At 59.5% G+C, this 26,102-nt stretch carries 20 protein-coding genes; 5 read left to right on the top strand and 15 right to left on the bottom strand.

From position 1 onward, the window contains the following. Window positions 1-252: 252 nt before the first annotated feature. Genes CQ002_RS06150 through CQ002_RS06135 form a run of 4 tightly spaced genes read right to left on the bottom strand, consistent with a single transcriptional unit; the run spans window position 253 to window position 3,740 of the window. On the bottom strand, window positions 253-1,410 hold the full coding sequence (locus CQ002_RS06150; protein ID WP_034102121.1) for a betaine/proline/choline family ABC transporter ATP-binding protein: 1,158 nt from the start codon (window positions 1,408-1,410) through the stop codon (window positions 253-255). Then, window positions 1,407-2,060 (bottom strand): ABC transporter permease, encoded by a 654-nt coding sequence (locus CQ002_RS06145; protein ID WP_034102123.1) that lies wholly within the window; start codon window positions 2,058-2,060, stop codon window positions 1,407-1,409. Before CQ002_RS06145 ends, CQ002_RS06150 begins: the two co-directional genes overlap by 4 nt. 13 nt (window positions 2,061-2,073) lie before the next feature. After that, complete coding sequence (locus CQ002_RS06140) at window positions 2,074-2,967, bottom strand: glycine betaine ABC transporter substrate-binding protein (RefSeq protein ID WP_034102124.1); 894 nt, start codon at window positions 2,965-2,967, stop codon at window positions 2,074-2,076. 20 nt (window positions 2,968-2,987) lie between these two features. Then, window positions 2,988-3,740, bottom strand: coding sequence for an ABC transporter permease (locus CQ002_RS06135; RefSeq protein ID WP_238339890.1), 753 nt, complete (start codon window positions 3,738-3,740; stop codon window positions 2,988-2,990). Between the two features lie 295 nt (window positions 3,741-4,035). Here CQ002_RS06135 and CQ002_RS06130 point away from each other — a divergent pair, with 295 nt between their 5' ends. The 3 genes from CQ002_RS06130 to CQ002_RS06120 all read left to right on the top strand — a co-directional run bounded on the left by CQ002_RS06130 (window position 4,036) and on the right by CQ002_RS06120 (window position 6,362). Continuing rightward, on the top strand, window positions 4,036-5,619 hold the full coding sequence (locus CQ002_RS06130; protein WP_034102126.1) for a peptide chain release factor 3: 1,584 nt from the start codon (window positions 4,036-4,038) through the stop codon (window positions 5,617-5,619). A gap of 135 nt (window positions 5,620-5,754) precedes the next feature. Further along, window positions 5,755-6,000 (top strand): hypothetical protein, encoded by a 246-nt coding sequence (locus tag CQ002_RS06125; protein ID WP_034102128.1) that lies wholly within the window; start codon window positions 5,755-5,757, stop codon window positions 5,998-6,000. 98 nt (window positions 6,001-6,098) lie between these two features. Then, entirely contained in the window at window positions 6,099-6,362 is a 264-nt protein-coding gene (locus CQ002_RS06120) for a hypothetical protein (protein ID WP_034102130.1), read from the top strand. 117 nt (window positions 6,363-6,479) lie between these two features. Here CQ002_RS06120 and CQ002_RS06115 read toward each other — a convergent pair whose 3' ends face one another. The 11 genes from CQ002_RS06115 to CQ002_RS06065 all read right to left on the bottom strand — a co-directional run bounded on the left by CQ002_RS06115 (window position 6,480) and on the right by CQ002_RS06065 (window position 23,995). After that, window positions 6,480-7,451: a peptide ABC transporter ATP-binding protein gene (locus CQ002_RS06115; RefSeq protein ID WP_034102132.1), complete on the bottom strand. Its 972-nt coding sequence runs from the start codon at window positions 7,449-7,451 to the stop codon at window positions 6,480-6,482. Beyond that, window positions 7,451-8,419, bottom strand: coding sequence for an ABC transporter ATP-binding protein (locus CQ002_RS06110; RefSeq protein ID WP_034102134.1), 969 nt, complete (start codon window positions 8,417-8,419; stop codon window positions 7,451-7,453). Before CQ002_RS06110 ends, CQ002_RS06115 begins: the two co-directional genes overlap by 1 nt. A gap of 10 nt (window positions 8,420-8,429) precedes the next feature. Next, complete coding sequence (locus CQ002_RS06105) at window positions 8,430-9,341, bottom strand: ABC transporter permease subunit (protein WP_105161648.1); 912 nt, start codon at window positions 9,339-9,341, stop codon at window positions 8,430-8,432. A 10-nt stretch (window positions 9,342-9,351) separates the two neighbouring features. Beyond that, window positions 9,352-10,362 carry an ABC transporter permease subunit gene (locus CQ002_RS06100; RefSeq protein WP_034102486.1) on the bottom strand — a complete coding sequence of 337 codons (1,011 nt, stop codon included), beginning with the start codon at window positions 10,360-10,362 and terminating at the stop codon, window positions 9,352-9,354. A 76-nt stretch (window positions 10,363-10,438) separates the two neighbouring features. Then, window positions 10,439-12,034 carry an ABC transporter substrate-binding protein gene (locus CQ002_RS06095; RefSeq protein ID WP_034102135.1) on the bottom strand — a complete coding sequence of 532 codons (1,596 nt, stop codon included), beginning with the start codon at window positions 12,032-12,034 and terminating at the stop codon, window positions 10,439-10,441. 80 nt (window positions 12,035-12,114) lie between these two features. Next, on the bottom strand, window positions 12,115-13,509 hold the full coding sequence (locus CQ002_RS06090) for an OprD family outer membrane porin (protein WP_105161649.1): 1,395 nt from the start codon (window positions 13,507-13,509) through the stop codon (window positions 12,115-12,117). Window positions 13,510-13,679: 170 nt separating this feature from the next. Beyond that, the gene (locus CQ002_RS06085) at window positions 13,680-15,284 is read right to left on the bottom strand and encodes an ABC transporter substrate-binding protein (protein ID WP_105161650.1); all 1,605 of its coding nucleotides are present in this window, start codon (window positions 15,282-15,284) and stop codon (window positions 13,680-13,682) included. Window positions 15,285-15,588: 304 nt separating this feature from the next. Continuing rightward, entirely contained in the window at window positions 15,589-17,217 is a 1,629-nt protein-coding gene (locus CQ002_RS06080; protein ID WP_034102141.1) for an ABC transporter substrate-binding protein, read from the bottom strand. 258 nt (window positions 17,218-17,475) lie between these two features. Beyond that, on the bottom strand, window positions 17,476-19,077 hold the full coding sequence (locus CQ002_RS06075; RefSeq protein WP_105161651.1) for an ABC transporter substrate-binding protein: 1,602 nt from the start codon (window positions 19,075-19,077) through the stop codon (window positions 17,476-17,478). Window positions 19,078-19,185: 108 nt separating this feature from the next. Further along, window positions 19,186-23,055, bottom strand: coding sequence for a dermonecrotic toxin domain-containing protein (locus tag CQ002_RS06070; RefSeq protein WP_146117454.1), 3,870 nt, complete (start codon window positions 23,053-23,055; stop codon window positions 19,186-19,188). Between the two features lie 229 nt (window positions 23,056-23,284). After that, window positions 23,285-23,995 carry an SIMPL domain-containing protein gene (locus tag CQ002_RS06065; RefSeq protein ID WP_034102144.1) on the bottom strand — a complete coding sequence of 237 codons (711 nt, stop codon included), beginning with the start codon at window positions 23,993-23,995 and terminating at the stop codon, window positions 23,285-23,287. 205 nt (window positions 23,996-24,200) lie between these two features. On the opposite strand from CQ002_RS06065, the gene CQ002_RS06060 reads away from it, so the two are divergent. Then, on the top strand, window positions 24,201-25,463 hold the full coding sequence (locus tag CQ002_RS06060; RefSeq protein WP_034102146.1) for an ATP-binding protein: 1,263 nt from the start codon (window positions 24,201-24,203) through the stop codon (window positions 25,461-25,463). Then, the gene (locus tag CQ002_RS06055; protein ID WP_003171731.1) at window positions 25,456-26,016 is read left to right on the top strand and encodes a response regulator transcription factor; all 561 of its coding nucleotides are present in this window, start codon (window positions 25,456-25,458) and stop codon (window positions 26,014-26,016) included. The genes CQ002_RS06060 and CQ002_RS06055 overlap by 8 nt, the downstream gene beginning before the upstream one ends. The last annotated feature ends 86 nt before the right edge of the window (window positions 26,017-26,102 follow it).

Here is a 26,102-nt window from a genome sequence, read left to right as displayed (position 1 = left end):
AGATCAACTAAAAATGTCGCGTTTTTGCACGCGTTCGTCGCGCGATAGCGTGCAGCTACTTATGTAACCGACCCGTGTGACGGAATGATGTTCCCCACAAGGGACAATTTGACGGGATATCACGGCCCACCGAGATTCAAATGTGGGAGCGGGCTTGCTCGCAAAGGCGGTGGTTCAGCACCCTATTCAGTGACTGACACGCTGCCTTCGCGAGCAAGCCCGCTCCCACAGTTTTGACCGAGTGGTGTCAGGTTAGGCCAGCGCAGTCTCGGCAGGCGAAACAATACTGGTCTTGCCCCCTCGGGACTTACCGGAGCTCAGGTACTCGGCAATCGACTCCTGGGTCACTTCTCCCAGGAACACTCGCTCGGCATCCATCACCGGCAACCACGAACGGTTGAACTCGTACATGCGCGACAGCAGGATGCGCAAATGCTCGTCATACGCCGCCGTGGCGTTGAACTCGCGCAGGTACTGGCCGCAGGTGCCCGTCTGACGGTGCAGGTCGCGCCGGCGCACATACCCCAGTGCCTTGTTCTCGGCACAGGTGACCACCATGTAGCGACGGTCGTGTTCGTCCATCAGTTCCAAGGCGTCCGCCACCGGGGTTTCTGGGCTCACCGACGGGGCGTTGTCCGCCGCGTCTTCGGCTTTCACCAGCAGCAGGCGCTTGAGGGTGCTGTCCTGGCCCACGAAGTTGCTGACGAACTCGTCGGCCGGGTGCGCCAGCAGCGTGTCCGGATGGTCGATCTGCAGCAGCTTGCCGGCGCGGAAGATGGCGATCTTGTCGCCCAGCTTGATGGCTTCATCGATGTCGTGGCTGACCATGATCACGGTCTTGTTCAGCGCGCGCTGCATCTCGAAGAACTCGTTCTGGATCATCTCGCGGTTGATCGGGTCGACCGCGCCGAACGGTTCATCCATCAGCAGCAGCGGCGCGTCGGCCGCCAGTGCGCGGATCACGCCGATACGCTGCTGCTGGCCGCCCGACAACTCGCGCGGGTAGCGATGCAGGTACTGCTTGGGCTCCAGCTTGATCATGCTCATCAACTCGCGGGCGCGGTCGTGGCATTTCTGCTTGTCCCAACCGAGCAGCTTGGGCACCACCACGATGTTCTCCTCGATGGTCATGTTCGGGAACAAGCCGATCTGCTGGATCACGTAGCCGATGTTGCGACGCAGGGTCACTTCATCGAGGTCGGTGGTGTCTTCGCCGTTGATCAGGATCTTGCCCGAGGTGGGCTTGATCAGGCGGTTGATCATCTTCAGCGTGGTGCTCTTGCCGCAACCCGAGGGGCCGAGGAATACGCAAATCTCGCCTTCGTTGACGGTCAGGCTCACGTCGTTGACGGCAGAAACAGTCTTGCCGTTGCTTTGAAAAGTCTTGGTCAGGTTTTGAAGTTCGATCATTTGAGCAGTCCTTTTGGGGTCAGCGAGCGTTGCAGCCATTGCAGAAGCAGGTCGGCGAAGATGGCCAGGAGACTGACCAGCACGGCGCCAACGATCAGCATCGACATGTCGCTGCGGCTGATGGAAGCCAGAATAAGTACACCCAGGCCACCGGCGCCGATGGTGGCGGCGATGGTCATCACACCAATGTTCATCACGACGGCGGTGCGCACCCCGGCGAGGATCACCGGCACGGCGATGGGCAATTCGACCATGCGCAGGCGCTGGCCGAAGGTCATGCCGATGCCTTTGGCGGCTTCGCGGATGCCTGGCTCCACGCCAGTCAGGGCGAGGTAGGTGTTACGCATGATCGGCAGCAGGGAGTAGAGGAACACGGCAGTGATCGCCGGCATCGGCCCCAGGCCCTGGCCGAACTTGGAGTAGAACGGCAGCAGCAGGCCGAACAGGGCGATGGACGGCACCGTCAGCAGCACCGTGGCGCTGGCTTGCAATGGGCCGGCCAGGGTCGGGAAGCGCGTCATCAGGATGCCCAGGGGCACGCCGATCAGGATCGCGAGGATCACGGCGATGCCGACCAAGGTAATGTGCTGCCAGGTCAGGTGCAGGACCTGGGCCCAATCAAGATGGGAAAAGGCGTTTAAAAATTCCATGTCTTCTCCTCTTTTAGTTGATTGGATGCTGGCGCAGGAAATCTGCGGCGACAGCGGAAGGGCTTTCATGGTCGACGTCGACCCGCGCGTTCAGCTGGCGCATGGTTGCGTCGTCGAACAGGTCGGCCAGTGGTTTGAGTTCAGCGGCGAGCGTCGGGTGCTGGTCGAGGTATTCCTGGCGGATCACCGGCGCGGCGGTGTAGTCGGGGAAGTAGTGCTTGTCGTCTTCCAGCAACTTCAACTTGAAGGCATTAAGGCGGCCGTCGGTGGTGTAGACCAGGCCGGCAAACACCTGGCCGTTACGCAGGGCGGTGTAGACCAGGCCGGCGTCCATCTGCCGGGTGTTTTTGCGCGTGAGGTTCATGTCATACAGCTTGACCATGCCGCCCATGCCGTCGGAACGGTTGGCGAACTCGGTGTCCAGCGCGACCAGGCGTGTGCCTTTGGTTTTTTCCGCCAGGGCTTGGGTGAGGTCGCTGATGCTGTTGATCTGCGGGAATTCCTTGGCCACGTTCTCGGGCAGGGCCAGGGCGTAAGTGTTGCTGAAGCGCGACGGCGAGAGCCAGACCAGGCCTTTTTTCGCGTCGAGTTCTTTCACTCTTGCGTAGGACTGTTCGCTGTCGAGTTTCTCGTCGACATGGTTGTAGGCCACCAGCGACACGCCGGTGTATTCCCAGATCAGGTCCAGTTGCCCACTCTCCTGGGCACTGCGCGCCAGGTTGCTGCCCAGGCCACCGGTTACACGGGCGTCATAGCCCTTGGTGCGCAGGTACTGGGAAGTGATTTCGGCGAGCAGGGTCTGTTCGGTGAACACCCGGGCGCCGATGCGGATCACAGGTTTTTCGGCGGCTTGCGCAATACCTGCAAACAGCAGGACGCAGCTCAATATCAGGGTCAGTCTTTTCATGTGATTTCCTTTGCCAAGCCTTAAGACGGACGCAACCCGCGTTCCAGCCAGAGGCGGCTGGCCATGGTCACCAGACCGTCAAGCAGCAATGCCAGCAACGCGGTGCATGCGGCGCCGAGCAGCAATTGCGGCTGATTGTTCAGGGCGATGCCAGGGAAGATCAGGCTGCCCAGGCTGTTAGCGCCAATCAGGAACGCCAGCGGTGCGGTACCCACGTTGATCGCCAGGGCCACGCGCACACCACCGATGATGATTGGCACGGCGTTGGGCAACTCCACGCGAAACAGCACCTGGCGCGGCGTCATGCCGATGCCGGTGGCGGCTTCTTTGAGCGAGCCTTGAACGTTTTTGAGGCCTTCGTAGGTGTTGCGCACAATGGGCAGCAAAGAGGCGAGGAACAACGCGAAGATGGCCGGGCCACTGCCGATGCCGAGGACGCCGAGGGCGATGGCCAGTACGGCCAGGGGAGGGACGGTGTTGCCGATGTTGAAGATCTGCATGAAGCGTTCTGCGCGCCCGACCATGTTCGGTCGGCTGAGCAGGATACCGGCGGGGATCCCTACAACGAGGGCTGCCAGCATGGAGACAAGAACGAGGATCAGGTGTGCTTGCAGGTAAAACAACAAATCGTCGCGGTACAGTTCGATCGTGTTGATGCCGATCCAGTGGACCAGCAGGGCCAGGAGAGCGACGACAACCGCTCCTCCTATCAGCCCTTTGCCATAGCGAATAGCCACAGGCGGACTCCTTTTTTCTTTTGTCGGCGAACACATTTCCTAGCGGCAATGCCATTCCTGGCTGTCGGCGAATGTGGTCGCGAAATGCAGCTCGCCGATACCGGCAACGCGGTATGCGATCGAGCCATGAGCGCAGCCTCGTCAGGCTAACTTGCTGATTTATCAGCCCCTGTTCCGAGTGCGGCAGCAGGGGAGTGGACGTCTCTACCTTTTAAAAGGTTCCACACTTGGCAGCATTTAGCCACCCCCAATCGGGTGAACGGTGGTCCGGCACCTGGGGTTTGCGCTATACTCGCCGCCCTTTTTTGACTCACCTGCCAGGCGATTTCCCATGACCCACCAGGCCGCCGAAGTCGCGAAACGCCGCACTTTCGCCATTATTTCCCACCCCGATGCCGGTAAAACCACCATCACCGAGAAGCTCTTGCTGATGGGCAAGGCAATCGCAGTGGCCGGCACGGTGAAATCCCGCAAATCCGACCGCCATGCCACCTCCGACTGGATGGAAATGGAAAAACAACGGGGTATCTCCATTACCACGTCGGTCATGCAGTTCCCGTATCGCGACCACATGGTCAACCTGCTCGACACCCCGGGCCACGAAGACTTCTCCGAAGACACCTACCGCACCCTGACTGCAGTGGACTCGGCGTTGATGGTCCTCGACGGCGGTAAGGGCGTAGAGCCACGTACCATCGCGCTGATGGACGTGTGCCGTCTGCGTGACACGCCGATCGTCAGCTTCATCAACAAACTCGACCGCGATATCCGCGACCCGATCGAGTTGCTCGATGAAATCGAAGCCGTCCTGAAGATCAAGGCCGCGCCGATTACCTGGCCGATCGGTTGCTACCGCGACTTCAAGGGCGTGTACCACCTGGCCGACGACTACATCATTGTCTACACCGCCGGCCATGGTCACGAGCGCACCGAAACCAAGATCATCGAGAAACTCGACTCGGACGAAGCCCGCGCCCACCTGGGCGACGAGTACGACCGCTTTGTCGATCAGCTGGAACTGGTGCAGGGCGCCTGCCATGAGTTCAACCAGCAGGAGTTCCTCGATGGCCAACTGACCCCGGTGTTCTTCGGGACCGCCCTGGGCAACTTCGGTGTCGACCACGTACTCGATGCTGTCGTCGACTGGGCGCCGCGCCCACTGGCACGCGTGGCCAACGAGCGCACCGTGGAGCCGGTGGAAGAGAAGTTCTCGGGCTTCGTGTTCAAGATCCAGGCGAACATGGACCCCAAGCACCGCGACCGTATCGCCTTCATGCGCATCTGCTCCGGCAAATACGAAAAAGGCATGAAGATGCGCCACGTGCGCACCGGCAAAGACGTGCGCATCGGCGATGCCCTGACGTTCTTCTCCTCCGAGCGTGAACAGCTCGAAGAAGCCTACGCCGGCGACATCATCGGCCTGCACAACCATGGCACCATCCAGATCGGCGACACCTTCACCGAAGGCGAAGCGCTGGGCTTTACCGGCATCCCGCACTTCGCCCCGGAACTGTTCCGCCGCGTACGCCTGCGTGACCCGCTGAAATCCAAGCAACTGCGCCAGGGCCTGCAGCAATTGGCGGAAGAGGGCGCCACCCAGGTGTTCTTCCCCGAGCGCAGCAACGACATCATCCTCGGCGCCGTCGGCGTGCTGCAGTTCGACGTGGTCGCCAGCCGCCTGAAAGAGGAATACAAGGTCGAATGCTCCTACGAGCCAATCACCGTGTACTCCGCGCGCTGGATCGATTGCAGCGATAAGAAGAAGCTGGAAGAGTTCTCCAACAAGGCTGTGGAAAACCTGGCGGTGGACGGTGGTGGTCACCTGACCTACCTGGCTCCGACCCGGGTGAACCTGGCGTTGATGGAAGAGCGCTGGCCGGATGTGAAATTCCGTGCGACGCGTGAGCACCACTAATTCCTGAGCGCTGCAAAACAAAATGTGGGAGGGGGCTTGCCCCCTCCCACATTTTTTTGTCTCCATCAAGCGTGGGATTGGCGATAACCCTGCATCGGGTCTAGCGTTTACCCACCGACTGTAAAGGAGACAATCGTGCGAAATACTCAACGCGCCATCCCCCTGGTGTTGCTGGCCGCCCTAGGGCTGACGGCCCTTCCAGCCCTGGCGGGCGCAGGGGCGCCGCAGTGGAAAGACACCGGCCCGGTTACCAAGAAAAAGCAGCAGGAGGTCAACTCCGGCAGTTGGCAGCCCCAGGCCCAGCCTGCGCCCAAGGAGGATGCAGAAAACCCCTATAACGAAGGGGAAGACAGCGAAACCTATGATGACGGTGACACCTGATAGCTGGCGCAAACCCTGTATCACAACTAGCTTCAAGGACAGGCGACGGTAAAGTGCTGTCGTGTCGGATTCACCTACTGACGGGACGGAAATCGACCATGAGTATTTTTCAACGTGTGGTGCTGTTGATCAAAGTGCTGGTGCTGTTGTCGTTGGGGATGTCGACGGCCTGGGCACATAACCCGGTGCAGAGCGGTCAGGCGAGCGTGTCGGCGTCGCATGACAAGGGCCTGCAACTGGCCAAGTCCGAAGCCGAGCCTGGGGACCAGGACCAGGGTGGCAGCAAGGACGATGATGACTCCACCACTAACGAGCCGGACAGTGACGACCCAGACGACGATGATGGCGACAGCCAAACGTAGGCGCTGATCAAAAAAAAGCCCCTCCCAACAGGCTGATGCGCAACCTGATGGAAAGGGCTTGTAGAACACCTGTCATGCCCTGGCTTTATCGCCAGGGCATTTTTGTTGCACGCAGGCTCAGGCCACGAACTGCTCCGCGTAGTGGCAAGCCACCTGGCGGTTGTCCAGCGGCCGCAACAACGGCTCCTCACTGCTGCAACGCGCTGTCGCATACGGGCAACGCTTGTGGAACGCGCAGCCAGGTGGCGGGTTCAGCGGGTTGGGCAGCTCGCCGACGATCTTGATCTTCGGCTTGTTCGGGTCCGGGTGGATGGTCGGGGTGGCCGACAGCAGTGCCTGGGTATACGGGTGCAGCGGGCGGGCGTAGATGTCTTCCTTGGGGCCCACTTCAACCGGGCGGCCGAGGTACATCACCATCACGTCGTCGGCAACGTGTTGCACCACCGCGAGGTTGTGGGAGATGAACACGTAGGCCGTGTTGAACTCCTGCTGCAGGTCCATGAACAGGTTGAGCACCTGGGCCTGGATCGATACGTCCAGTGCGGAGGTTGGCTCATCGGCAACCAGCACTTTCGGTTGCAGCATCATGGCGCGGGCGAGGGCGATCCGCTGGCGTTGACCACCGGAGAACATGTGCGGGTAACGCTGATAATGCTCAGGGCGCAGGCCCACTTGCTTCATCATCGCCTGCACTTTCTCGCGGCGTTCGGCGGCGGACAGGTTGGTGTTGATCAACAGCGGCTCACCCAGTTGATCACCGACTTTCTGCCGAGGGTTCAGCGAGGCGTACGGGCTCTGGAACACCATCTGCACGTCTTTGCGCAATTGCTTGCGCTGAGCCTTGTCGGCGCCGGCGACTTCCTGGCCGGCGATTTTCAACGAGCCCGAGGACGGTTCTTCAATCAGCGTCAGTGCACGGGCCAGGGTGGATTTGCCGCAACCCGACTCGCCCACAACGGCGAGGGTCTTGCCGGCTTCCAGCTCGAAGGACACGCCATTGAGGGCACGCACAGTGGCATGGCCCTTGAACAGGCCACGGGACACTTCGTAGTGACGGGTCAGGTCGCGGGCGGTAAGAACGACGGCCATTACGCCACCTCCTGGTTCAAGGGGTAGAAGCAGCGCGCGAGGCTGTTGCTTTTCGGGTCAAGGCCGGGACGCTGGGTGCGGCAGTTTTCCTGCACGTACGGGCAGCGCGGCGACAGCAGGCAACCCTGCGGACGGTCATAACGACCGGGCACGATACCCGGCAGCGTGGCCAGACGCGTGGCGCCGAGGCTATGCTCGGGGATCGCCTTGAGCAGGGCTTCGCTGTACGGGTGCGCTGGGATATCGAACAGTTGCGGCACCTGGCCGACCTCGACTGCTTGCCCTGCATACATCACGCACACGCGCTGGGCGGTTTCCGCCACGACCGCGAGGTCGTGGGTGATCAGCACCAGGCCCATGTTCTGCTCTTTCTGCAGGGCCAGTAGCAGGTCCATGATCTGCGCTTGAATGGTGACGTCCAGAGCGGTGGTCGGTTCGTCGGCGATCAGCAGTTTTGGCTCGCCAGCAATCGCCATGGCGATTGCCACCCGCTGGCTCATGCCTCCGGAGAGTTGGTGCGGGTATGCATCCATACGGCTGGCAGCGCCCGGGATTTCAACCTTCTCCAACAGCTCGATGGCACGCTTGCGCGCTTGCTTGCCGGACATTTTCAGGTGCAGGCGCAGCACTTCTTCAATCTGGAACCCCACGGTGTAGCTGGGGTTCAGGGCGGTCATAGGGTCCTGGAACACCATCGCCAGGTCTTTGCCGACGATCTGGCGGCGCTGGCGGTTGCTCAACTTGAGCATGTCCTTGCCGTCAAAGTTCAGCGCGTCGGCGGTGACGATGCCGGGATGCTCGATCAGGCCCATCAGCGCCATCATGGTCACGGATTTACCCGACCCCGACTCGCCAACGATCGCCAGTACTTCGCCTTTGTCGACGGAAATGTCGAGGCCATCGACCACCGGTACGGCGGTCTTGTCGCCGAAGCGGACGTTGAGATTCTTGATTTCTAACAGTGACATGGGAATCTCCTCAGGCGGCGTTCTTGAGTTTCGGGTCCAGCGCATCGCGCAGGCCGTCACCCATCAAGTTGATTGCCAGCACGCTGAGCAAAATGGTCAAACCAGGCAGGCTCACGACCCACCAGGCGCGTTCGATGTAGTCACGGGCCGAAGCCAGCATGGTGCCCCACTCGGGGGTTGGCGGTTGTACGCCAAGACCAAGGAAGCCCAGGGCCGCGGCATCGAGGATCGCCGAGGAGAAACTCAGGGTGGCCTGGACGATCAGCGGCGCCATGCAGTTAGGCAGCACGGTGATGAACATCAGGCGCGGCAGGCCTGCGCCGGCGAGGCGGGCGGCGGTCACGTAGTCGCGGTTCAGTTCGCCCATGACCGCAGCGCGGGTCAGGCGGACGTAGGACGGCAGCGACACGATAGCGATCGCAATCACGGTGTTGATCAGGCCAGGGCCGAGGATCGCGACAATGGCAACGGCCAGCAGCAGCGACGGCAGGGCCAGCATGATGTCCATCAGGCGCATGATGGTCGGGCCGAGCAGGCGCGGGAAGAAGCCGGCGAACAGGCCCAGCAGGATGCCCGGGATCAGCGACATCACCACCGACGACAAACCGATCAGCAAGGACAGGCGCGAGCCCTGGATCAGGCGCGAGAGCAAGTCACGGCCCAGTTCGTCGGTGCCGAGCAGGAACTGCATCTGCCCGCCTTCCAGCCAGGCCGGTGGGGCCAGCAGGAAGTCGCGGTATTGCTCGCTCGGGTTATGCGGTGCAACCCATGGGGCGAAAATCGCGCAGAACACGATCAGCAACATGAACAGCAGGCCGGCAACTGCGCCTTTGTTCTTGGAGAAGGCTTGCCAGAATTCTTTGTACGGGGACGGGTACAGCAGGCTTTGATCGACTGCTGACACTTGAGTAGGTGTGGTCATGGTCATGATCTCAGCGCTGGTGACGGATGCGTGGGTTGGCGAAGCCGTAGAGGACATCCACTACGAAGTTCACCAGGATCACCAGGCAGGCGATCAGCAGGATGCCGTTCTGCACCACCGGGTAGTCCCGCGCGCCAATGGCTTCGATCAGCCATTTGCCGATGCCGGGCCAGGAGAAGATGGTTTCGGTCAGGACCGCACCGGCCAGCAGCGTGCCGACTTGCAGGCCGACCACGGTCAGCACCGGGATCAGTGCGTTGCGCAGGCCGTGCACGAACACCACGCGTGCCGGCGACAGGCCCTTGGCCTTGGCGGTGCGAATGTAGTCTTCACGCAGGACTTCGAGCATCGACGAACGGGTCATCCGCGCGATCACCGCCAGCGGGATGGTGCCGAGCACGATGGCCGGCAGGATCAGGTGGTGCAGGGCGTCGAAGAAGGCGTCCGGCTCGTCAGCCAGCAGGGTGTCGATCAGCATGAAGCCGGTGCGCGGCTCGATGTCGTAGAGCAGGTCGATACGCCCGGAAACCGGGGTCCAGCCCAGGCTTACCGAGAAGAACATGATCAGGATCAGGCCCCACCAGAAGATCGGCATCGAATATCCCGCCAGGGAGATGCCCATTACCCCATGGTCGAACAGGGATCCTCGCTTCAGCGCCGCGATCACCCCGGCCAACAGGCCCAGGATACCGGCGAACAACAGGGCAGCCATGGACAGTTCCAGGGTCGCCGGGAAGAGCGCGGTGAATTCGGTCCACACGCTGGTGCGGGTGCGCAGCGATTCGCCAAGGTCGCCCTGGGCGAGCTTGCCGACGTAATCCAGGTATTGCGCATACAACGGCTTGTTAAGGCCAAGGCGTTCCATTGCCTGTGCGTGCATCTCGGGGTCGACGCGCCGCTCGCCCATCATGACTTCAACGGGGTCGCCAGGGATCATGCGAATCAACGCAAACGTGAGCAACGTTATGCCGAAAAACGTGGGGATCAATAACCCCAGTCGGCGGGCAATAAAACTAAACATCTTGTCGTTTACCTCAATCAGCCGGTTAGGCAGGTCCGGCACCGTCAGTGTCGACGGTGCCGAGCGTTTTTCTTATTTACTTCACCTGGGTAGTGGCGAAGTTATTGTTCGTCAGAGGGCTTTGGGTATATCCCTCGACGTTCTTGCGCATGGCGGTGAACATTTTCGGGTAAGCCATGGGAATCCACGGTTGGTCCTTGTCGAAAACGTCCATTGCTTGTTCATAGAGTGCAGCGCGTTGTGCGGGTTCAGCGATAGCGCGCGCCTTGTCGATCAAGTCTTGAAACTCCTTGTTACACCAGCGCGCGTAGTTTTCGCCGTTTTTCGCTGCATCGCAACTCAGGTTCGGCGTGAGGAAGTTATCCGGGTCGCCGTTATCCCCCGCCCAACCGGCGGACACCATGTCGTGCTCGCCGTTTTTAGCACGCTTGAGCATTTCGCCCCATTCCATGACTTTGATATTCACCTTCAGGCCAATCTGCGCCAGATCCGCCTGCATGCGCTGTGCGCCGAGCATCGGGTTAGGGTTGGTCGGGCCGCCGCCGTTACGGGTGAACAGGGTGAACTCGGTGCCTTCCGGCACGCCGGCTTCCTTGAGCAGGGCGCGGGCCTTATCGAGGTCGCGCGGTGGGTTTTTCAGCTTGTCGTTGAATCCCAGCAGCGTGGGTGGAAACGGGCCGGTGGCATCGACAGCGTTGCCTTTGCCGTACAGCGATTCGTTGTAGCCTTTTTTGTCGAATGCGATGTTGATCGCATGACGCACCCGCGCGTCGCTCATGTACTTGTGGGTAGTGTTCAGTGCGGTGTAGGCGGTGGTCATCGCCGCCAGTTCATCGACCTTCAGGTTCGGGTCTTTTTTGATGCTGGGCAGGTCATCGGGCTTGGGATATAGCGCGACCTGGCATTCGTTGGCCTTGAGCTTCTGCAGGCGCACGTTGTTGTCGACGGCAATGGCCAGGATCAACGGGTCGGCCGGCGGCTTGCCACGGAAGTATTCCGGGTTGGCCTTGAAGCGTACCTGAGCATCTTTCTGATAGCGGATGAAGATGAACGGGCCGGTGCCGATCGGCTTGCTATTGAGCTCATCGGTCTTACCGGCGGCGAGCAGTTTGTCGGCGTATTCAGCGGAGTGGATGGCGGTAAACGGCATCGCGACATCGGCCAGGAACGGTGCTTCAGGGCGCGTCAGGGTGAAGACCACCGTGTGGTCATCAGTCTTCTCGACGCTTTTGAGCAGTTCCTTGAAGCCCATGCTTTCGAAATAGGGGAAACCTGTGGCGGATTTGTTATGCCAAGGGTGTTTCGGGTCCAACTGGCGTTGGAAGCTCCAGAGCACGTCATCGGCATTCAAGTTGCGCGTGGGCTTGAAGTAGTCGGTGGTGTGGAACTTGACGTCATCGCGCAGGTGGAACGTATAGGTCAGGCCGTCGTCACTGATTTCCCAGGTCTTGGCGAGCGCGGGAACGATTTCAGTGGTGCCTGGCTTGAAGTCCACCAGACGGTTGAACATGGTTTCAGCGGCGGCGTCTGCGGTCACGGCCGTGGTGTACAGGACCGGGTCGAAACCTTCCGGGCTGGCTTCGGTGCAGACAACCAGTGGTTTGGCCGAAACGCCGATCGCCACGCTCAACAGCGCGGCGGCCATGGTGGCTTGTAGCGGAAGCATTTTCATTCATAGCCCTCTGCAATCGATGGGACCAGACAAGCGTAGACGGCGGGCTCGTCCTGAGCCCGCCGTCTACCTGGCGCTAATTAAAGAATGTTGAACGGAATGGTGGTCACCAGACGGAACTCTTTGATGCTGCCGTCAGATTGGAACTCGCTACCGCGGTGCTCAACGTAGGTTGCACGCACGGTGGTGGCCTTGAGCGCGCCGCTCTGGATGGCGTAAGAGGCGCCTACACCGTATTCCTGGTGTTTTTCGCCGTCTTGATTCTGGATGCCGTCGTAGGCGAACTTGGCCCGGCCGTTGTTGCCGGTGTAGTGAGTACCGTCGATGTCCCAGCCGCGCGCCGAGTAGGCGTTGAACTTCAGGCCTGGCACGCCGTATTCGGCCATGTTGATGCCGTAGGCGATCTGGAAGGATTTCTCGTTCGGACCGTTGAAGTCAGAGGTCAGGGAGTTGGCCAGGTAGATGCCGTTGGTTTCGTGCAGGTAGTCGAAGTACTCGTTACCGTTCACTTGCTGGTAGGAGAACGTCAGGCTGTGAGCCTGGTGCGCCAGGCCCAGGGACAGGGAGAAGGTATCGTTGTCGATTTCCCCCATCTCTTTTTTGCCTTCATCGACCGTTTTGTAGTAGTTGAAACCGGTGGTCAGCGCCAGTTGCTGGGCATCACCCAACTCGTGGGTAGCGCCGAAGTAGTACTGGTTCCAGAAGTCCTTCACGTTAGCGCCGAAGACGCTGACTTTCAGGCTTTTCAGCGGCTGGTAGTTCAGGCCCAGGGTGGACACCTTGTCGGTCTCCGCGCCATTGCCGTATTCGCTACGGAATTTCGACAGGCTCTGTTCGGTACGTGGCGAAACGCGGTCAAACACGCCGCCCTGGAACGACAGGTTGCTGAACTCTTCGCTGTTGAAGCTCACACCTTCGAAGCTCGATGGCAGTGCACGGTTGCCGATGGTGTCGACGATGCCGCTGCTGAAGTTCTGACGACCGGCGGTCAAGGTGGTGTTCGATACGCGGAACTGCACGTTGGCCAGGCCCAGTTTGCTCCACTGGCCTACTGCATCACCGTCGGAGTCAGCCAGTGTACGGTTGGAACCGCCCTTGATGTCACGCTTGCTGCGGTCCAGGACCAACGCGTTGTAGACCGCCAATTCGGTCTTGACGCCTACGGTGCCTTGGGTGAAACCCGAGCTGGCGTTGATGATGGTGCCCTGTACCCAGTTGGTACGGTTACGGTCGGTACGGGTTTGACCGTGCTTCTGGTATTCGAAGTTGCCGCCACGGTACTTGCTCTCGTGGGAGTACCAGTTACGCGTGGTGCCACCCAGGCTGAAGTCTTCGATAAAGCCCTTGGCTTCGCTTTGGGCGCTGGTGCCGGCCAATGTGGTGGGAACGAAGTCCTGGCTGGTGGATTCAGCGTAGGCGGTGGCCGTGATGCTGCTGATGGCCAGGGCCAGAAGCGCTTTGCTGCTCAGTTTCATTGATGAAGCTCCTTTGGTTCTCTTTTTAATGCCGGTCTTTTTTGGTGATCCGGCTATTGGGTGTGTAACTCGTTCAAGCCATGGCAAACGTTTGGCGTAGGAAAAATCCCAACAAAAGGCCGCGCGTTTGCAGCAAGGCGGGTTTCGCCCTGCGCAATCCGGTTATTTTCTTATGGGGTGATACTGACGCCCGAGAACACGTTGCGGCCGAAGGGGCTGACTTTGAACCCTTCGACGTTGGCGCTTAACGGCTGGTTGACCGTCGAGTGGGCGACTGGCGTGATCGGCACCTGCTGCTTGAGCAGTTGCTGCGCCTGTTTGTAGAGAACAGTCCTTTGTTCGCGGTCGGTCACGACCTTGGCTTGCTTGATCAGCTTGTCGTACGCCGGGTCACACCACATGGAGTAGTTGTTCCCGCCGATGGCGTCGCAGCTGTAGAGGGTGCCCAGCCAGTTGTCCGGGTCACCATTGTCGCCGGTCCAGCCGATCAGGCTCACATCGTGCTCACCGTTCTTGGTGCGCTTGATGTACTCGCCCCACTCATAGCTGACGATCTTGACCTTGAGGCCGATCTTGGCCCAGTCGCTTTGCAGCATCTCGGCCATCAGCTTGGCGTTGGGGTTGTAGGGGCGTTGTACGGGCATCGCCCACAGGGTGATTTCGGTGCCTTCCTTCACGCCTGCAGCCTTGAGCAGTTCCTTGGCTTTTTCCGGGTTGTAGGCGGCGTCCTTGATGCTGTCGTCGTAGGACCATTGCGTCGGCGGCATGGCGTTGACCGCCAGTTGCCCTGCGCCCTGGTACACCGCATTCAGGATGCTCTGCTTGTTCACCGCCATGTCCAGCGCCTGGCGCACTTCAAGCTGGTCGAACGGCTTATGGCGCACGTTGTAGGCGATGTAGCCGAGGTTGAACCCTGGTTTGGTCAGCAGTTGCAGCTTGGGGTCCGCCTTGAGGGCGTCGACGTCAGCCGGGCGTGGATGCAGGGTCACCTGACATTCGCCGGCCTTGAGTTTTTGCACCCGCACCGACGGGTCGGTGTTGATGGCGAAAATCAACTGGTCCAGCTTGACCTTGCTCGGGTCCCAGTACTGTTTGTTGGCCACGTAACGGATCTGCGAATCTTTCTGATAGCGCTGGAACGCGAAGGGGCCAGTGCCGATCGGCTTCTGGTTGATGTCGCTGGGTTTGCCGGACTTGAGCAATTGCTCGGCGTATTCAGCCGACAGGATAGCGGCGAAGCTCATGGCGATGTTCTGGATGAACGCGGCGTCGACCGTGTTCAGGGTGATCACCACCGTGTGCAGGTCGGTTTTCTCGACCTTGGCAATATTCTTGTTCAGGCTCATCCCGTTGAAGTACGGAAACTCGGTGGGGTAGGCCTTGCGGAACGGGTGGTCGGGGTCAAGCATGCGATTGAAGGTGAACAGCACGTCGTCGGCATTGAAGTCCCGCGTCGGCTTGAATTCCTTGTTGCTGTGGAATTTCACCCCTTCACGCAGGTGAAAGGTGTAGGTCAGGCCATCTGGCGAAATATCCCACTTGGTAGCCAGCGCGGGTACGACACCTGTCTCGCCCTTTTCAAACTCAACCAGACGGTTGTACAGCGGCTCGGCCGCATCGTTATCGGTGGCGGTGGTGTATTGCGCGGTGTCAAAGCCAGCCGGGCTGCCTTCCGAGCAGAACACCAGGCTCTTCTTGTCGGCGGCCTGGCCCATCGTGGCCACAGCCAGCAGGCTGGTGCCAAAAATTGCGGATAGAACGGTGGTATGGCGCATGACGATCCCGATCCTTGTTTGTAATTGTCATCAGTGAGCAATCACCCTGGCGTACGGCCAGGGAAACATCACTGATCCCACACTCAGCAAGTGCCTTTCCGAATATGGAGCTTCTGCCGTCCTACGACGTTATGGGTCGCGGACTTCACAGTAAATGCGCCAAATCGGATTGACCTTGTAGGCAACGGCGCCGCGCATCGCAGTTCATTGCTGTAGGACGCAACGACTGCGAGCGTGGTTTGTTTCCTACGGGCCTGGCGGATGCAATAACGGCGACGTTATGAAACGTCGCCGTCAAGGCTCCTTACTTGCCGCTTACGCTCACGCCGTAGAAGGAGTTCAAGCCAAACGGGCTGATCTTGAAGTCCTGCACGGTGTTGCGCATGGGTTGATACACCGTCGAGTGCGCGATAGGTGTCATCGGGACTGCATCTTTGAGGATATGTTGCGCCTGCTTGTACAGCTCGGTGCGTTTGGCGACATCCGATGTGGCCTTGGCTTCTTTCACGATGCCATCGAATTTCTTGTCGCACCATTTGGAGAAGTTGTTACCGGACAGCGAGTCGCAGCCGAACAGCACGTTCAGCCAGTTGTCCGGGTCACCATTGTCACCGCTCCAGCCAATGATCATGGCCTGGTTCTCGCCACCTTTGGAGCGCTTGATGTACTCGCCCCACTCGTAGCTGGTGATCTTCACGTTGAGACCGATCTTCTTCCAGTCGTTTTGCAGCATTTCTGCCATCAGCTTGGCGTTCGGGTTGTACGGACGCTGAACCGGCATGGCCCACAGGACGATTTCAGTCCCTTCCTTGACGCCGGCTTCCTTGAGCAGCGACTTGGCTTTCTCCGGATCGTACTTGGCGTCCTTGATGGTGGTGTCATACGACCATTGGGTCGGCGGCATGGCGTTGACGGCCAATTGGCCGGCGCCCTGGTACACGGAGTCGATGATCTGCTGCTTGTTCACCGACATGTCCAGCGCCTGGCGTACGCGCAGGTCAGCCAGCGGGTTCGGCTGGTCGCTGCCCTTGACCTTGTCCATGACGTTGTAGGCGATGTAGCCCAGGTTGAAACCGGCCTGGTTCGGCAGTTTCAGGTCCTTGTCAGCTTCCAGCGCCTTGAGGTCGGCCGGACGTGGGAACAAGGTGATCTGGCATTCGTTTTTCTTGAGCTTCTGGATACGCACCGACGGGTCAGTGGTGATGGCGAAGATCAGGTTGTCGATCTTCACGTCTTCAGGTTTCCAGTAGTCCTTGTTGCCGGTGTAGCGGATGTTCGAGTCTTTCTGGTAGCTCTTGAACACGAACGGGCCAGTGCCGATTGGCTTCTGGTTGATGTCCGCGGCCTTGCCTTCTTTCAGCAGTTGTGCGGCGTATTCAGCCGACTGGATCGAAGCGAAGCTCATTGCCAGGTTCTGGATGAAGGCGGCGTCCACGGTGCCAAGGGTGAACTTGACGGTGTGTTCATCGACCTTCTCGATGTTCTTGATGTTGGTGTCCATCCCCATGTCCGTGAAGTACGGGAACTCGGTGGGGTAGGCTTTGCGGAACGGATCGTCCTTGTTGATCATGCGGTTGAACGTGAACAGCACGTCATCGGCATTGAAGGTACGGGTCGGCTTGAAGTACGAGGTGGTGTGGAACTTGACGCCGTCGCGCAGGTGGAAGGTGTAGGTCAAGCCATCCGGGGAAACGTCCCAGCTGGTAGCCAGGCCAGGAATCACAGCGGTGCCGCCGCGTTCGAACTGGGTCAGGCGGTTGAACATGGTTTCGGCCGAGGCATCGAAGTCTGTTCCGGTGGTGTACTGGCCTGGGTCAAAACCGGCCGGGCTCCCTTCGGAGCAGAACACCAGGTTAGTCGCCGCTTGGGCGAAAGGAGCTGCGGCCATAAGGCCAGCGCTAACAATTAACGGAATGACTGCGTGTTTAAGCATGTTGGCCTCATGATTTGTTGTCATTTTTGGTGGTGAGGGCGACCTCGTGAGTCGGCCTGCGGATACTTATGCAGGCGCCATACCCAATGCAAGATGCTGAACCGTTACGAGGGTGAAACAGTGGTACGAACGTACAGGAATGTCGCAATTATGAAAGTTTGTACATATTTGCGCATATTTTGAGGGTTTTTTCGGTGCAGCAGGCGCACCAAAAATGACCAACCGAGGCGTCTAGCGCACTCGGTTGGGGCGTCGCTGTTACTTATCTAGACTCACGCCATAGAACGGGGTCAGTCCGAAGGGGCTGATCTTGAAGTCCTTCACTTCCTTGCGCAGTGGTTGGAAAACCGTCGAGTTTGCAATGGGCGTTATAGGTACTTGTTCCTTAAGGATTTTCTGTGCCTGTTGATACCACTTGATGCGCTGCTCGCGGTCGTTGCTGACCTTGGCTTGTTGCACGAGTTTGTCGTAGGCCGGGTTACACCATTTGGCGTAGTTGCTGCCCTTGACTGCGGCACAACTGTAGAGCACGCCCAACCAGTTATCCGGATCGCCATTGTCGCCAGTCCAGCCGTAGATCATCGCGTCATGCTCACCGTTTTTAGCGCGCTTGATGTACTCGCCCCACTCATAGCTGACGATATTGGCCTTGATGCCAATTTTCTCCCAATCCTGTTGGATCATTTGTGCCGACATGCGCGCGTTGGGGTTGGACGCACGTTGTACGGTCATTGCCCAGAGGTTGATGGTGGTACCAGGTGCAACCCCTGCTTCTTTTAGTAGCGCACGGGCTTTGGCCGGGTCGTGAGGTGCATCCTTGATGCTGGGGTCATAAGACCACTGCGCAGGCGGCAGCGCGTTCTGCGCCAATTGCCCGGCGCTCTGGTACACGGCCTTGATAATCGCCGGCTTGTCGATGGCCATGTCCAGCGCCTGGCGCACCTTGAGCTGGTCCAACGGCGGGTGGGTCACGTTGTAGGCCAGGAAGCCCAGGTTGAACCCGGCCTGTTGCAGCACGCGCAGGTTCGGGTCCTGCTTCATCACTTCAATGTCGGCAGGGCGTGGGTAACCACTGACCTGGCATTCGCCAGCCTTGAGCTTTTGCAGGCGCGATGCAGCATCCGGGGTGATCGCGAACACCAGGTTGTCGAGCTTCACGTCCTCGGGCTTCCAATACTGTTTGTTGGCCACGTAGCGGATCTGCGAGTCCTTCTGATAGCGCTTGAACACAAACGGCCCGGTGCCCACGGGCTTCTGGTTAATGTCCGAGGCTGTGCCTTGTTTCAACAGTTGGGCGGCGTACTCGGCGGACTGCACCGAGGCGAAGCTCATGGCCAGGTTCTGCACAAATGACGCATCGACGTTATTCAGGTTGAAGCGCACGGTGTGTTCGTCAAGTTTGTCGACGCTCTTGATCATGGTGTTCAAACCCATGTCGGTGAAGTACGGCGATTCGGAGGGGTAGGCCTGGCGGAAGGGGCTCTGTGCATCCAGCAGCCGATTGAAGGTGAACAGCACATCATCCGCGTTGAAATCGCGGGTAGGGGTGAAGAAATCGGTGGTGTGGAACTTGACGCCATCGCGCAGGTGGAAGGTGTAGGTCAGGCCGTCTTTGGAGACCTCCCAGCTCGTCGCCAGGCCGGGCTCCACTTCGGTGCCGCCGCGCTTGAACTGGGTCAGGCGGTTGAACACGGTTTCAGCGGAAGCATCAAAATCGGTGCCGCTGGTGTACTGGCTGGGATCGAATCCGGCGGGGCTGGCTTCGGAGCAGTAGACCAGGGTGGTGGCCGCATGGGCCATCGGCATAAAAGCCAACAGGCCGGCGGCGAGGAGCAGCGGTTTTAAGGTGATTCTTTCCATGGAGACCCCTGAAGTGGCAGGCATATATGAGCTGCTCAAACGAAAACGGCGCTACCGAGGGTAACGCCGTTCAGGGGGACCAGGTAAGAGGGCAGTTATCGACCCGCCTTACGGACCGGGTGCGACGGACACCTCGATATTGGTTGGCGCGTTTTTATCGATCACATAGGGCGCGTCCAGTTCGTTGCTCGCGCGTATTGTAAATGTCCTGGTGATGGTGACCTCCACGCCAGGAACGTGGTTGATATCCTGCTCCGGATTGGAGAGGTGCCCTCTGGATGTGATCCGTACCGTGGTCACGTCCTTGGCAGGGACATGCTCGATATGAAACTGGGTATCGTCAGCGCCGAAGTAGTAGCCGTCCTGCAGCACCGAGCCCCCGTTCAAATTGATGGTCGCGGGTGCAATGGAGCCCTGATGCGCCACTTCGGAGATACGGGCGCGCAGATCGGCATCGGGGACGGCTTGCTCAAACTGCTTCAATCGTGCTTGCCGGATGCCCTCGGCCGAGTCTGCCTCGGCATTCAGTCGCTGAGTATTTAGCAGCCTGTTTTCTGTCGTGGTGACGGTGTAGGGGTTACGATTTATATCCAAGACAAAGTTGGGGGAGTACTCACTGGAACTGTGCTCTGTGATTTGTGCTTTTTCGCCAGCCTCCACGGCGAATCCGGTTTCGTCGAGGTTCCAGGACACCCTGGCGTTTGCCTTGATGACGCCATTGTCCTCGTAGTTGTTGCTGGCGAATTCGTAATGGCTTCCTTCGCTGAATTTCAAGAATTCATCCGCTCGTTTACCGGCGGACAATTTCTTGCCGTCGAGATCGCGGAATTGGTTGGAGAAGGTGGAGGTGGACTTCATGTCGTCACTCAGCGTAGGCGATGGCGTGCGCTCCCATGGCCATTTTACCCCGCCATCTGCGGGCGCCCGGGCCCACTCACGATTGCGGCCGGGGTTGACCCTCATCACGGCCTTGCCGGTTTTGGGGTTGATGATCGACGCAAACATATCGCCTGTTTTGTAATGCCCCTTGAGTTCAAATACCTTGCTGCTGCCTGTTTCATCGGTAAAACGAACGAACGCGCGGTACAGGCCGTCGGCATCCTGGACCCTATAAACACCCAACGCATCAGGCGTGACATTTTTGATTGATGCCTCTCCATCGGACACTGCGTGCGCGCTCATTTTAATGAGGCTGCTTGAGGATTGGCGTGGTGGCGTTGCGCTGCGCGCACCCTTGCGCAGCGGTATGTCATCTGAACCGTCGGGAGTGGATCTTGGTGTGTCATCAGTGTTTGAAACGGGAGATGATGAAAGCTCTTCTTCCGATAAATCGAACGGATCATTTGCTTTCTCTGCACCGGGGAGTGCCGAAAACAAGGTATTGAGGGCACCATCGAAAATCTTCCAGGCGCCTTCTTTGCGCTCGGCCTGTGCGTCGCCCGAATAGGATTTCTCCGTTCCCAGCGCCATTTGGGTGAGGCCGGTGCCAATCCCTGCCAGGGCGACAGGCAAACCCAGGGGTGCCAGTTTGGCCAAGAGGCCTGCGCCCGCGGTAATATCATTGAGCCAAGTGTCCCGGGTGACCTCGCTGTTGGACTTGATCACGGTATCGGCGTCACTCGTCATGCGCTCCCTGGCGTTGTCACGCAGGTGCGTGAAGACATCACCCGCGATTTTAATATCGCGACGGTCGATGGTTTTTCCCTCCCAGTTCTCCCAGTCGCCAGTGGCCAGGTGGGCGAGTGCCGAATCGACGCCATACTTGCCAAAACTCCCACCGTCCTGGCGGTTGTACAGAGAAAAGTGCGAGGCCAGGGCTTCGCGTTTTTTCGGGTCCTTGGCCTGCTCGACCACCCAATCGTCCATTTTCTTGAGCGAATCAAACCGCAAGAACGCAGGTGTAGCGCCAGGCAGATAGAGGATTTGTCGGCCGTCTCGACGGTTATTTTCGTAGTTGTACTGGCCGTCATCCGCGTCAGCAAAACGGATGATATTGCTGGGCCAACCGTTGATATCGAAGACATGCGCGCGCACTTTGCCTTCTGTTGGCGCTTCAGCCTGCAACTGCTCAAGCGTGGCAGGGGCTTTTGGGTCCGCAGGGACGTTGGAAACGGCCTTCATCACCAGTTGGTAGTCAGACCGGGTAAATTGGTGTTCGCCTGCCTGTGATGCACGTTCAGAGGCGCTTTTTGCGTCTTGCGCCTTGAGCTGCTGGCGCGCTTGATTGACGAACTCCCCCTTTGAAGCCGTGCGGTAGTCAGTACCGTGCTCGGCCCAGAACGCGTCTATTTTTTGGGTCATCTCGCCCTGGAAGTCGGCTTTCCAGACGGCGCGCATAAAGGTTGAAGGGTCGATAGCCACTTCGTTGTGGGCCCCGTAGCCCTGCTTTTTACTTTGCCCTGGGCCATCCACATAAATGCCGGCGTTATTATCGAGCTCTCCCGGAAGCCAATCGTGTTCGGTAAAGTTACTCAGCACCGCCTCGGTCAGTGTGAGTGAGCGTTTAGGCTCCTCGCCCGGATGGTCCCACCCGGATCGTGCCGTCGACGGTGCAACACCTCCCTGAAAACGGTTCAGGTACAGCTTGTCTGCATCCAGCGGTTCAAGCTTGGCCAGTTGCTCTGTCGACAGGTTTTCCCGGAGTATTTTTTCCGCCAATTGTTTCGCTTGCGCACGCGGTTCGGGAACAGCCTTTGCCACGCCGGTTGCCAGGCGTGTGTAGGCGAGCTTGGCAGGCGCCACTGCGTAAGCTTTGGCGGCATTGCGCCTGAGTGCCTCAAGGGCGTATGCCGATTGGCGTTCATCTGGCACGGCGTCAAAGCTTTTCTGCCTATTCAACTGTTCTATACGCGGCATGCACGCAGCCACGTTGGCAGGGGTAGATTCTCCATAGAACTTGGCAACCACTTTCAGGGAAACGGCTGCGACGCCTTGGTCAAAGGACACGCTCAAGGACTGTTTCGCAGAGGGGGCGATCACCTTGCCTGCTTCCAGCAACGGCCCCGCAATTTGCCGCCAGCCCGAATTGTCGGTCAGTGAGAAGTTTTTGGTGTTACCGGCGACCGTCGCCGACATGGCGCCGGTGGATGGAACGATTTTCAGGGTGCCTGGATCGATGTTCTGATCGCGCATCCAGTTTTTTACCACTGGCGTTTCCAGCAGGGCGCCATAGAGTGCCAGCCATTGGCCTAATGTGGTTTGAGCCGGGACGGTGACCAGGCCAGCGGTGCCACCCTCCATCTTTTTTTGCCATTCGCCGGTGAAGCGCTGCACCAACTGCGCATCGCCGGGCGGGGCAAGGCTGGCGCTGTTGCGCTGATAAATGGCAGCCAGGACCTGCTGTTGTTCACCCAATGCGTTGTCTCCGCGTACTGACGGCGACCTTTGCGCATCTGTCGGTTCAATCGGAGGGAACGCGCGAGTGCGCTCGATTTCTTTGACCGTCGCATCTTCCAGGGCTGGCACCCCATAGAATGACGCCACGTTTTTCAGTTCAGCGGTATCGCGAAAAACCTCAGGGTAGTGAATGGAGTCACCACTGCCGCTCCCTATCACTTTGCTTGCCGACACAATAGGGCCGGCTACGGTGGACCATCCGGAGTTGTCGTTGAGGGTGAACGTGCTGCGCTGATGGTTGATCGTGACCATGATGGCGCCGGAGTCTGGAAAAATCACAATGCTTTCAGGCCTGATCCCCTTGGCCTTTATCCAGTTTTGAAACTCAGGGTTCCTCAGTGCGATCACCAATTGGGTTCGCCACTGACCCAGCGTAGAAGAGGGGGGAACCTGAACAGGTGCCTGCCCATCATCCTTCGTCTTTTGCAGTGCGCCGACCAGGTTTTGTGCCAATTGGCGGTCGCCCTCGGCGCGGCTGCTGGGCGGTACATTAATCACACTTGGGGCGGTGGAGTCTTGCTGAATGGCGAGCGCTGGGCTGTGAGGCGCAAGGACGGACGAACGGGGTGCTGTGATGGTCATTAATTCAGTTCTCGCTGTGGTTTGGATACCTGCCCGCCGTGCTCTCCTTGCTAGTCTGGGAGGGTGTAGGTGAGTGTCCAGAACCGGATGACCAATTCCACAACGACAGTGCTGATTGATGGCGGAATGTTACGAAAAGGCTGACGCGACGCGTGTCGTATTGGGATTGCTTTACGCAAAAAAACGGCACGGTTTTTTAGGCCGTGCCGTTTCAGGATGGGGACAGGCCTTACTGGATGACTTCAATCACGCCATCTGCCGACATGGATACTTGGCTGGTGCCCGCTTCCACTTCAGGCGTTGGCGCCGAATCCGCCATGGCTGCCTTCATCATCATGCCGCCACGGGCATACGGCATTGGGTAGCCGTTGGTGTTGAAGTTCAGGTTGACGATCTTGTAGCCCTTGCCGCCCAGCGCATCGGTGGCCAGTTGCGCGCGTGCTTTGAACGCGGCGACCGCGTCCTTGAGCAACGCGTCTTCGCTGGACTTGCGCGTGGCGTCGGCGATGGCGAAGTCCATGTTCTCCATTTTCAGCGTGTTCAACAGCTCGCCGGTGAGTTTGGACAGCGCCGGGAAGTCTGCGCTTTCCAGGCGCAGTTCAGCGCGCTCGCGCCAGCCGGTGATCTTCTGGTTCTTGTTGTCGTAGATCGGGTAGCTGTTGCGGCTGCCCTGGCGCAGGGTCACGCCTTTGACTTCGCGGGCCTGGCCCAGGGCCGTGTTCAGGGTGGTCGTGATTTCTGCAGCCAGTTTGGCCGGGTCGCTGTTCTGGGATTCGGTGTAGAGGGTGACGATCATCTTGTCCCGGGCCACCTCCTGGCTGACCTCGGCGCGCAGGGAAATCTGGTTGTAGTTCAGTGCGTCGGCGGCCGTAGCCGGCAGGCTGGCCAGGGCGCTCGCGCTGAGGGTGATGAGGGCGGCACTGCGAATGAAACGAGACATGGAAGCTCCTTGGGGTGTTCGTGTTCGGTATGACTGTAGACGCTGGCACTGGGTTCTTCGGGTTTACACATTACCTACAAGTGAGGGGGATGCCGACGAACGGTCATTTGCCCGGCCTGCGGCAAAGAGCCACACGCGCCGTGCCAGCGCGCCTGCTTCGTTTATACTCCTGCCGATCCGCCTGCAGCGCTCACCGGGAGAGCTCATGCTCGCCGCCGTAAAACTGACTTCCGCCACCCGCCAGAACCTCTGGCGCCTGACGTTCATCCGTACCCTGGTCCTGGCCGCACAGGCCGGCTCCGTCGGGCTCGCCTATTGGTTCGACCTGTTGCCGCTGCCGTGGCTGCAACTGGCCGTGACCCTGGGTTTCTCCACGGTGCTCTGTGTGTTCACCGCCATCCGGTTGCGCACAACCTGGCCGGTGACCGAGCTGGAATACGCCCTGCAATTGGCCTGCGACCTGTTTATCCACAGCGTGTTGCTGTATTTCTCCGGTGGCTCCACCAACCCGTTCGTTTCGTACTACCTGGTGCCACTGACCATCGCCGCCGTGACCCTGCCGTGGCGCTATTCGGTGGTGCTGTCGGGCATCGCCCTGACCCTGTATACCCTGCTGCTGGCGCGCTTCTACCCGCTGCAGACCTTTCCCATCGCCCGGGAAAACCTGCAGATCTACGGGATGTGGCTGAGTTTTGCCCTGTCCGCCGCGGTCATCACCTTTTTCGCCGCACGCATGGCCGAAGAACTGCGGCGCCAGGAAGAACTGCGCGCCATTCGCCGTGAAGAAGGTTTGCGCGATCAGCAACTGCTGGCCGTTGCCACCCAGGCAGCGGGGGCGGCCCATGAATTGGGTACGCCGTTGGCCACCATGAGCGTGTTGCTCAAGGAAATGACCCAGGACCATCACGACCCGGCGCTGCAGGATGACCTGAGTGTGCTGCAGGAACAGGTCAAGCAGTGCAAGCAGACCTTGCAGCAACTGGTGCGCGCCGCCGAAGCCAATCGCCGACTGGCGGTGGAGATGCAGGACGTGACCCAGTGGCTCGACGAAGCCTTGAACCGCTGGCACCTGATGCGTCCTGAAGCGAGTTACCGTTTTCATCTGTTAGGGCAGGGCACCGTGCCACGCATGGCACCGCCTCCGGATTTGACCCAGGCGCTGCTCAACCTGTTGAACAATGCCGCCGACGCCTGCCCCGAAGGCCTGGGCGTGCAGCTGGACTGGGACGCGGAAAACGTCACCATCAGTATTCGTGACCACGGCGCGGGCGTGCCGCTGGCCATTGCCGAGCAGATCGGCAAACCTTTCTTTACCACCAAGGGCAAGGGCTTCGGCCTGGGCCTATTCTTGAGCAAGGCCAGCGTGACCCGCGCGGGCGGCTCAGTGAAGCTCTATAGTCATGAGGAAGGCGGCACGCTTACCGAGCTGCGCCTGCCCCGTGTCGCACGAGGAGATATCGATGAGTGACGAGATCCAAGTCGAAGGCGAAGAACTGCCGCACTTGCTGCTGGTAGATGACGACGCCACCTTTACCCGCGTGATGGCGCGCGCCATGAGCCGTCGCGGTTTCCGGGTCAGCACCGCCGGGTCTGCCGAGGAAGGCCTGACCATCGCCCAGGCCGACCTGCCGGACTACGCCGCGCTCGACCTGAAAATGGATGGCGACTCCGGCCTGGTGCTGTTGCCCAAGCTGCTGGAACTCGACCCGGAAATGCGCGTGGTGATCCTCACCGGTTATTCCAGCATTGCCACCGCCGTCGAGGCGATCAAGCGCGGTGCCTGCAACTACCTGTGCAAGCCCGCGGATGCTGATGATGTGCTGGCAGCGTTGCTGTCCGAGCACGCTGACCTGGACACCCTGGTGCCGGAAAACCCGATGTCGGTGGACCGCCTGCAGTGGGAGCACATCCAGCGCGTGCTCACCGAGCATGAAGGCAACATCTCCGCCACGGCCCGCGCCCTGGGCATGCACCGCCGCACCTTGCAGCGCAAGCTGCAGAAGCGCCCGGTACGTCGCTGAACGCCGGCTGAACAATCTGCTTCAGGCCGCACGGAGCTGCGAACCGATCAACTATGATCGGTTCGAATGCCTGTCACCTTTTCCCT

This window comes from Pseudomonas sp. MYb13, assembly GCF_002980075.1.
Taxonomy (GTDB): domain Bacteria; phylum Pseudomonadota; class Gammaproteobacteria; order Pseudomonadales; family Pseudomonadaceae; genus Aquipseudomonas; species Aquipseudomonas lurida.
The sequence above is the reverse complement of the archived record's forward strand: the minus strand, read 5'-3'. Positions and strand labels throughout refer to the sequence as shown.

Coding starts and splice junctions, on each gene's coding strand:
- CQ002_RS06150 (WP_034102121.1), bottom strand. CDS start 1,410: ATGATCGAACTTCAAAACCTGACCAAGACTTTTCAAAGCAACGGCAAG.
- CQ002_RS06145 (WP_034102123.1), bottom strand. CDS start 2,060: ATGGAATTTTTAAACGCCTTTTCCCATCTTGATTGGGCCCAGGTCCTG.
- CQ002_RS06140 (WP_034102124.1), bottom strand. CDS start 2,967: ATGAAAAGACTGACCCTGATATTGAGCTGCGTCCTGCTGTTTGCAGGT.
- CQ002_RS06135 (WP_238339890.1), bottom strand. CDS start 3,740: ATGTGTTCGCCGACAAAAGAAAAAAGGAGTCCGCCTGTGGCTATTCGC.
- CQ002_RS06130 (WP_034102126.1), top strand. CDS start 4,036: ATGACCCACCAGGCCGCCGAAGTCGCGAAACGCCGCACTTTCGCCATT.
- CQ002_RS06120 (WP_034102130.1), top strand. CDS start 6,099: ATGAGTATTTTTCAACGTGTGGTGCTGTTGATCAAAGTGCTGGTGCTG.
- CQ002_RS06115 (WP_034102132.1), bottom strand. CDS start 7,451: ATGGCCGTCGTTCTTACCGCCCGCGACCTGACCCGTCACTACGAAGTG.
- CQ002_RS06110 (WP_034102134.1), bottom strand. CDS start 8,419: ATGTCACTGTTAGAAATCAAGAATCTCAACGTCCGCTTCGGCGACAAG.
- CQ002_RS06105 (WP_105161648.1), bottom strand. CDS start 9,341: ATGACCACACCTACTCAAGTGTCAGCAGTCGATCAAAGCCTGCTGTAC.
- CQ002_RS06100 (WP_034102486.1), bottom strand. CDS start 10,362: ATGTTTAGTTTTATTGCCCGCCGACTGGGGTTATTGATCCCCACGTTT.
- CQ002_RS06095 (WP_034102135.1), bottom strand. CDS start 12,034: ATGAAAATGCTTCCGCTACAAGCCACCATGGCCGCCGCGCTGTTGAGC.
- CQ002_RS06090 (WP_105161649.1), bottom strand. CDS start 13,509: ATGAAACTGAGCAGCAAAGCGCTTCTGGCCCTGGCCATCAGCAGCATC.
- CQ002_RS06085 (WP_105161650.1), bottom strand. CDS start 15,284: ATGCGCCATACCACCGTTCTATCCGCAATTTTTGGCACCAGCCTGCTG.
- CQ002_RS06080 (WP_034102141.1), bottom strand. CDS start 17,217: ATGCTTAAACACGCAGTCATTCCGTTAATTGTTAGCGCTGGCCTTATG.
- CQ002_RS06075 (WP_105161651.1), bottom strand. CDS start 19,077: ATGGAAAGAATCACCTTAAAACCGCTGCTCCTCGCCGCCGGCCTGTTG.
- CQ002_RS06070 (WP_146117454.1), bottom strand. CDS start 23,055: ATGACCATCACAGCACCCCGTTCGTCCGTCCTTGCGCCTCACAGCCCA.
- CQ002_RS06065 (WP_034102144.1), bottom strand. CDS start 23,995: ATGTCTCGTTTCATTCGCAGTGCCGCCCTCATCACCCTCAGCGCGAGC.
- CQ002_RS06060 (WP_034102146.1), top strand. CDS start 24,201: ATGCTCGCCGCCGTAAAACTGACTTCCGCCACCCGCCAGAACCTCTGG.
- CQ002_RS06055 (WP_003171731.1), top strand. CDS start 25,456: ATGAGTGACGAGATCCAAGTCGAAGGCGAAGAACTGCCGCACTTGCTG.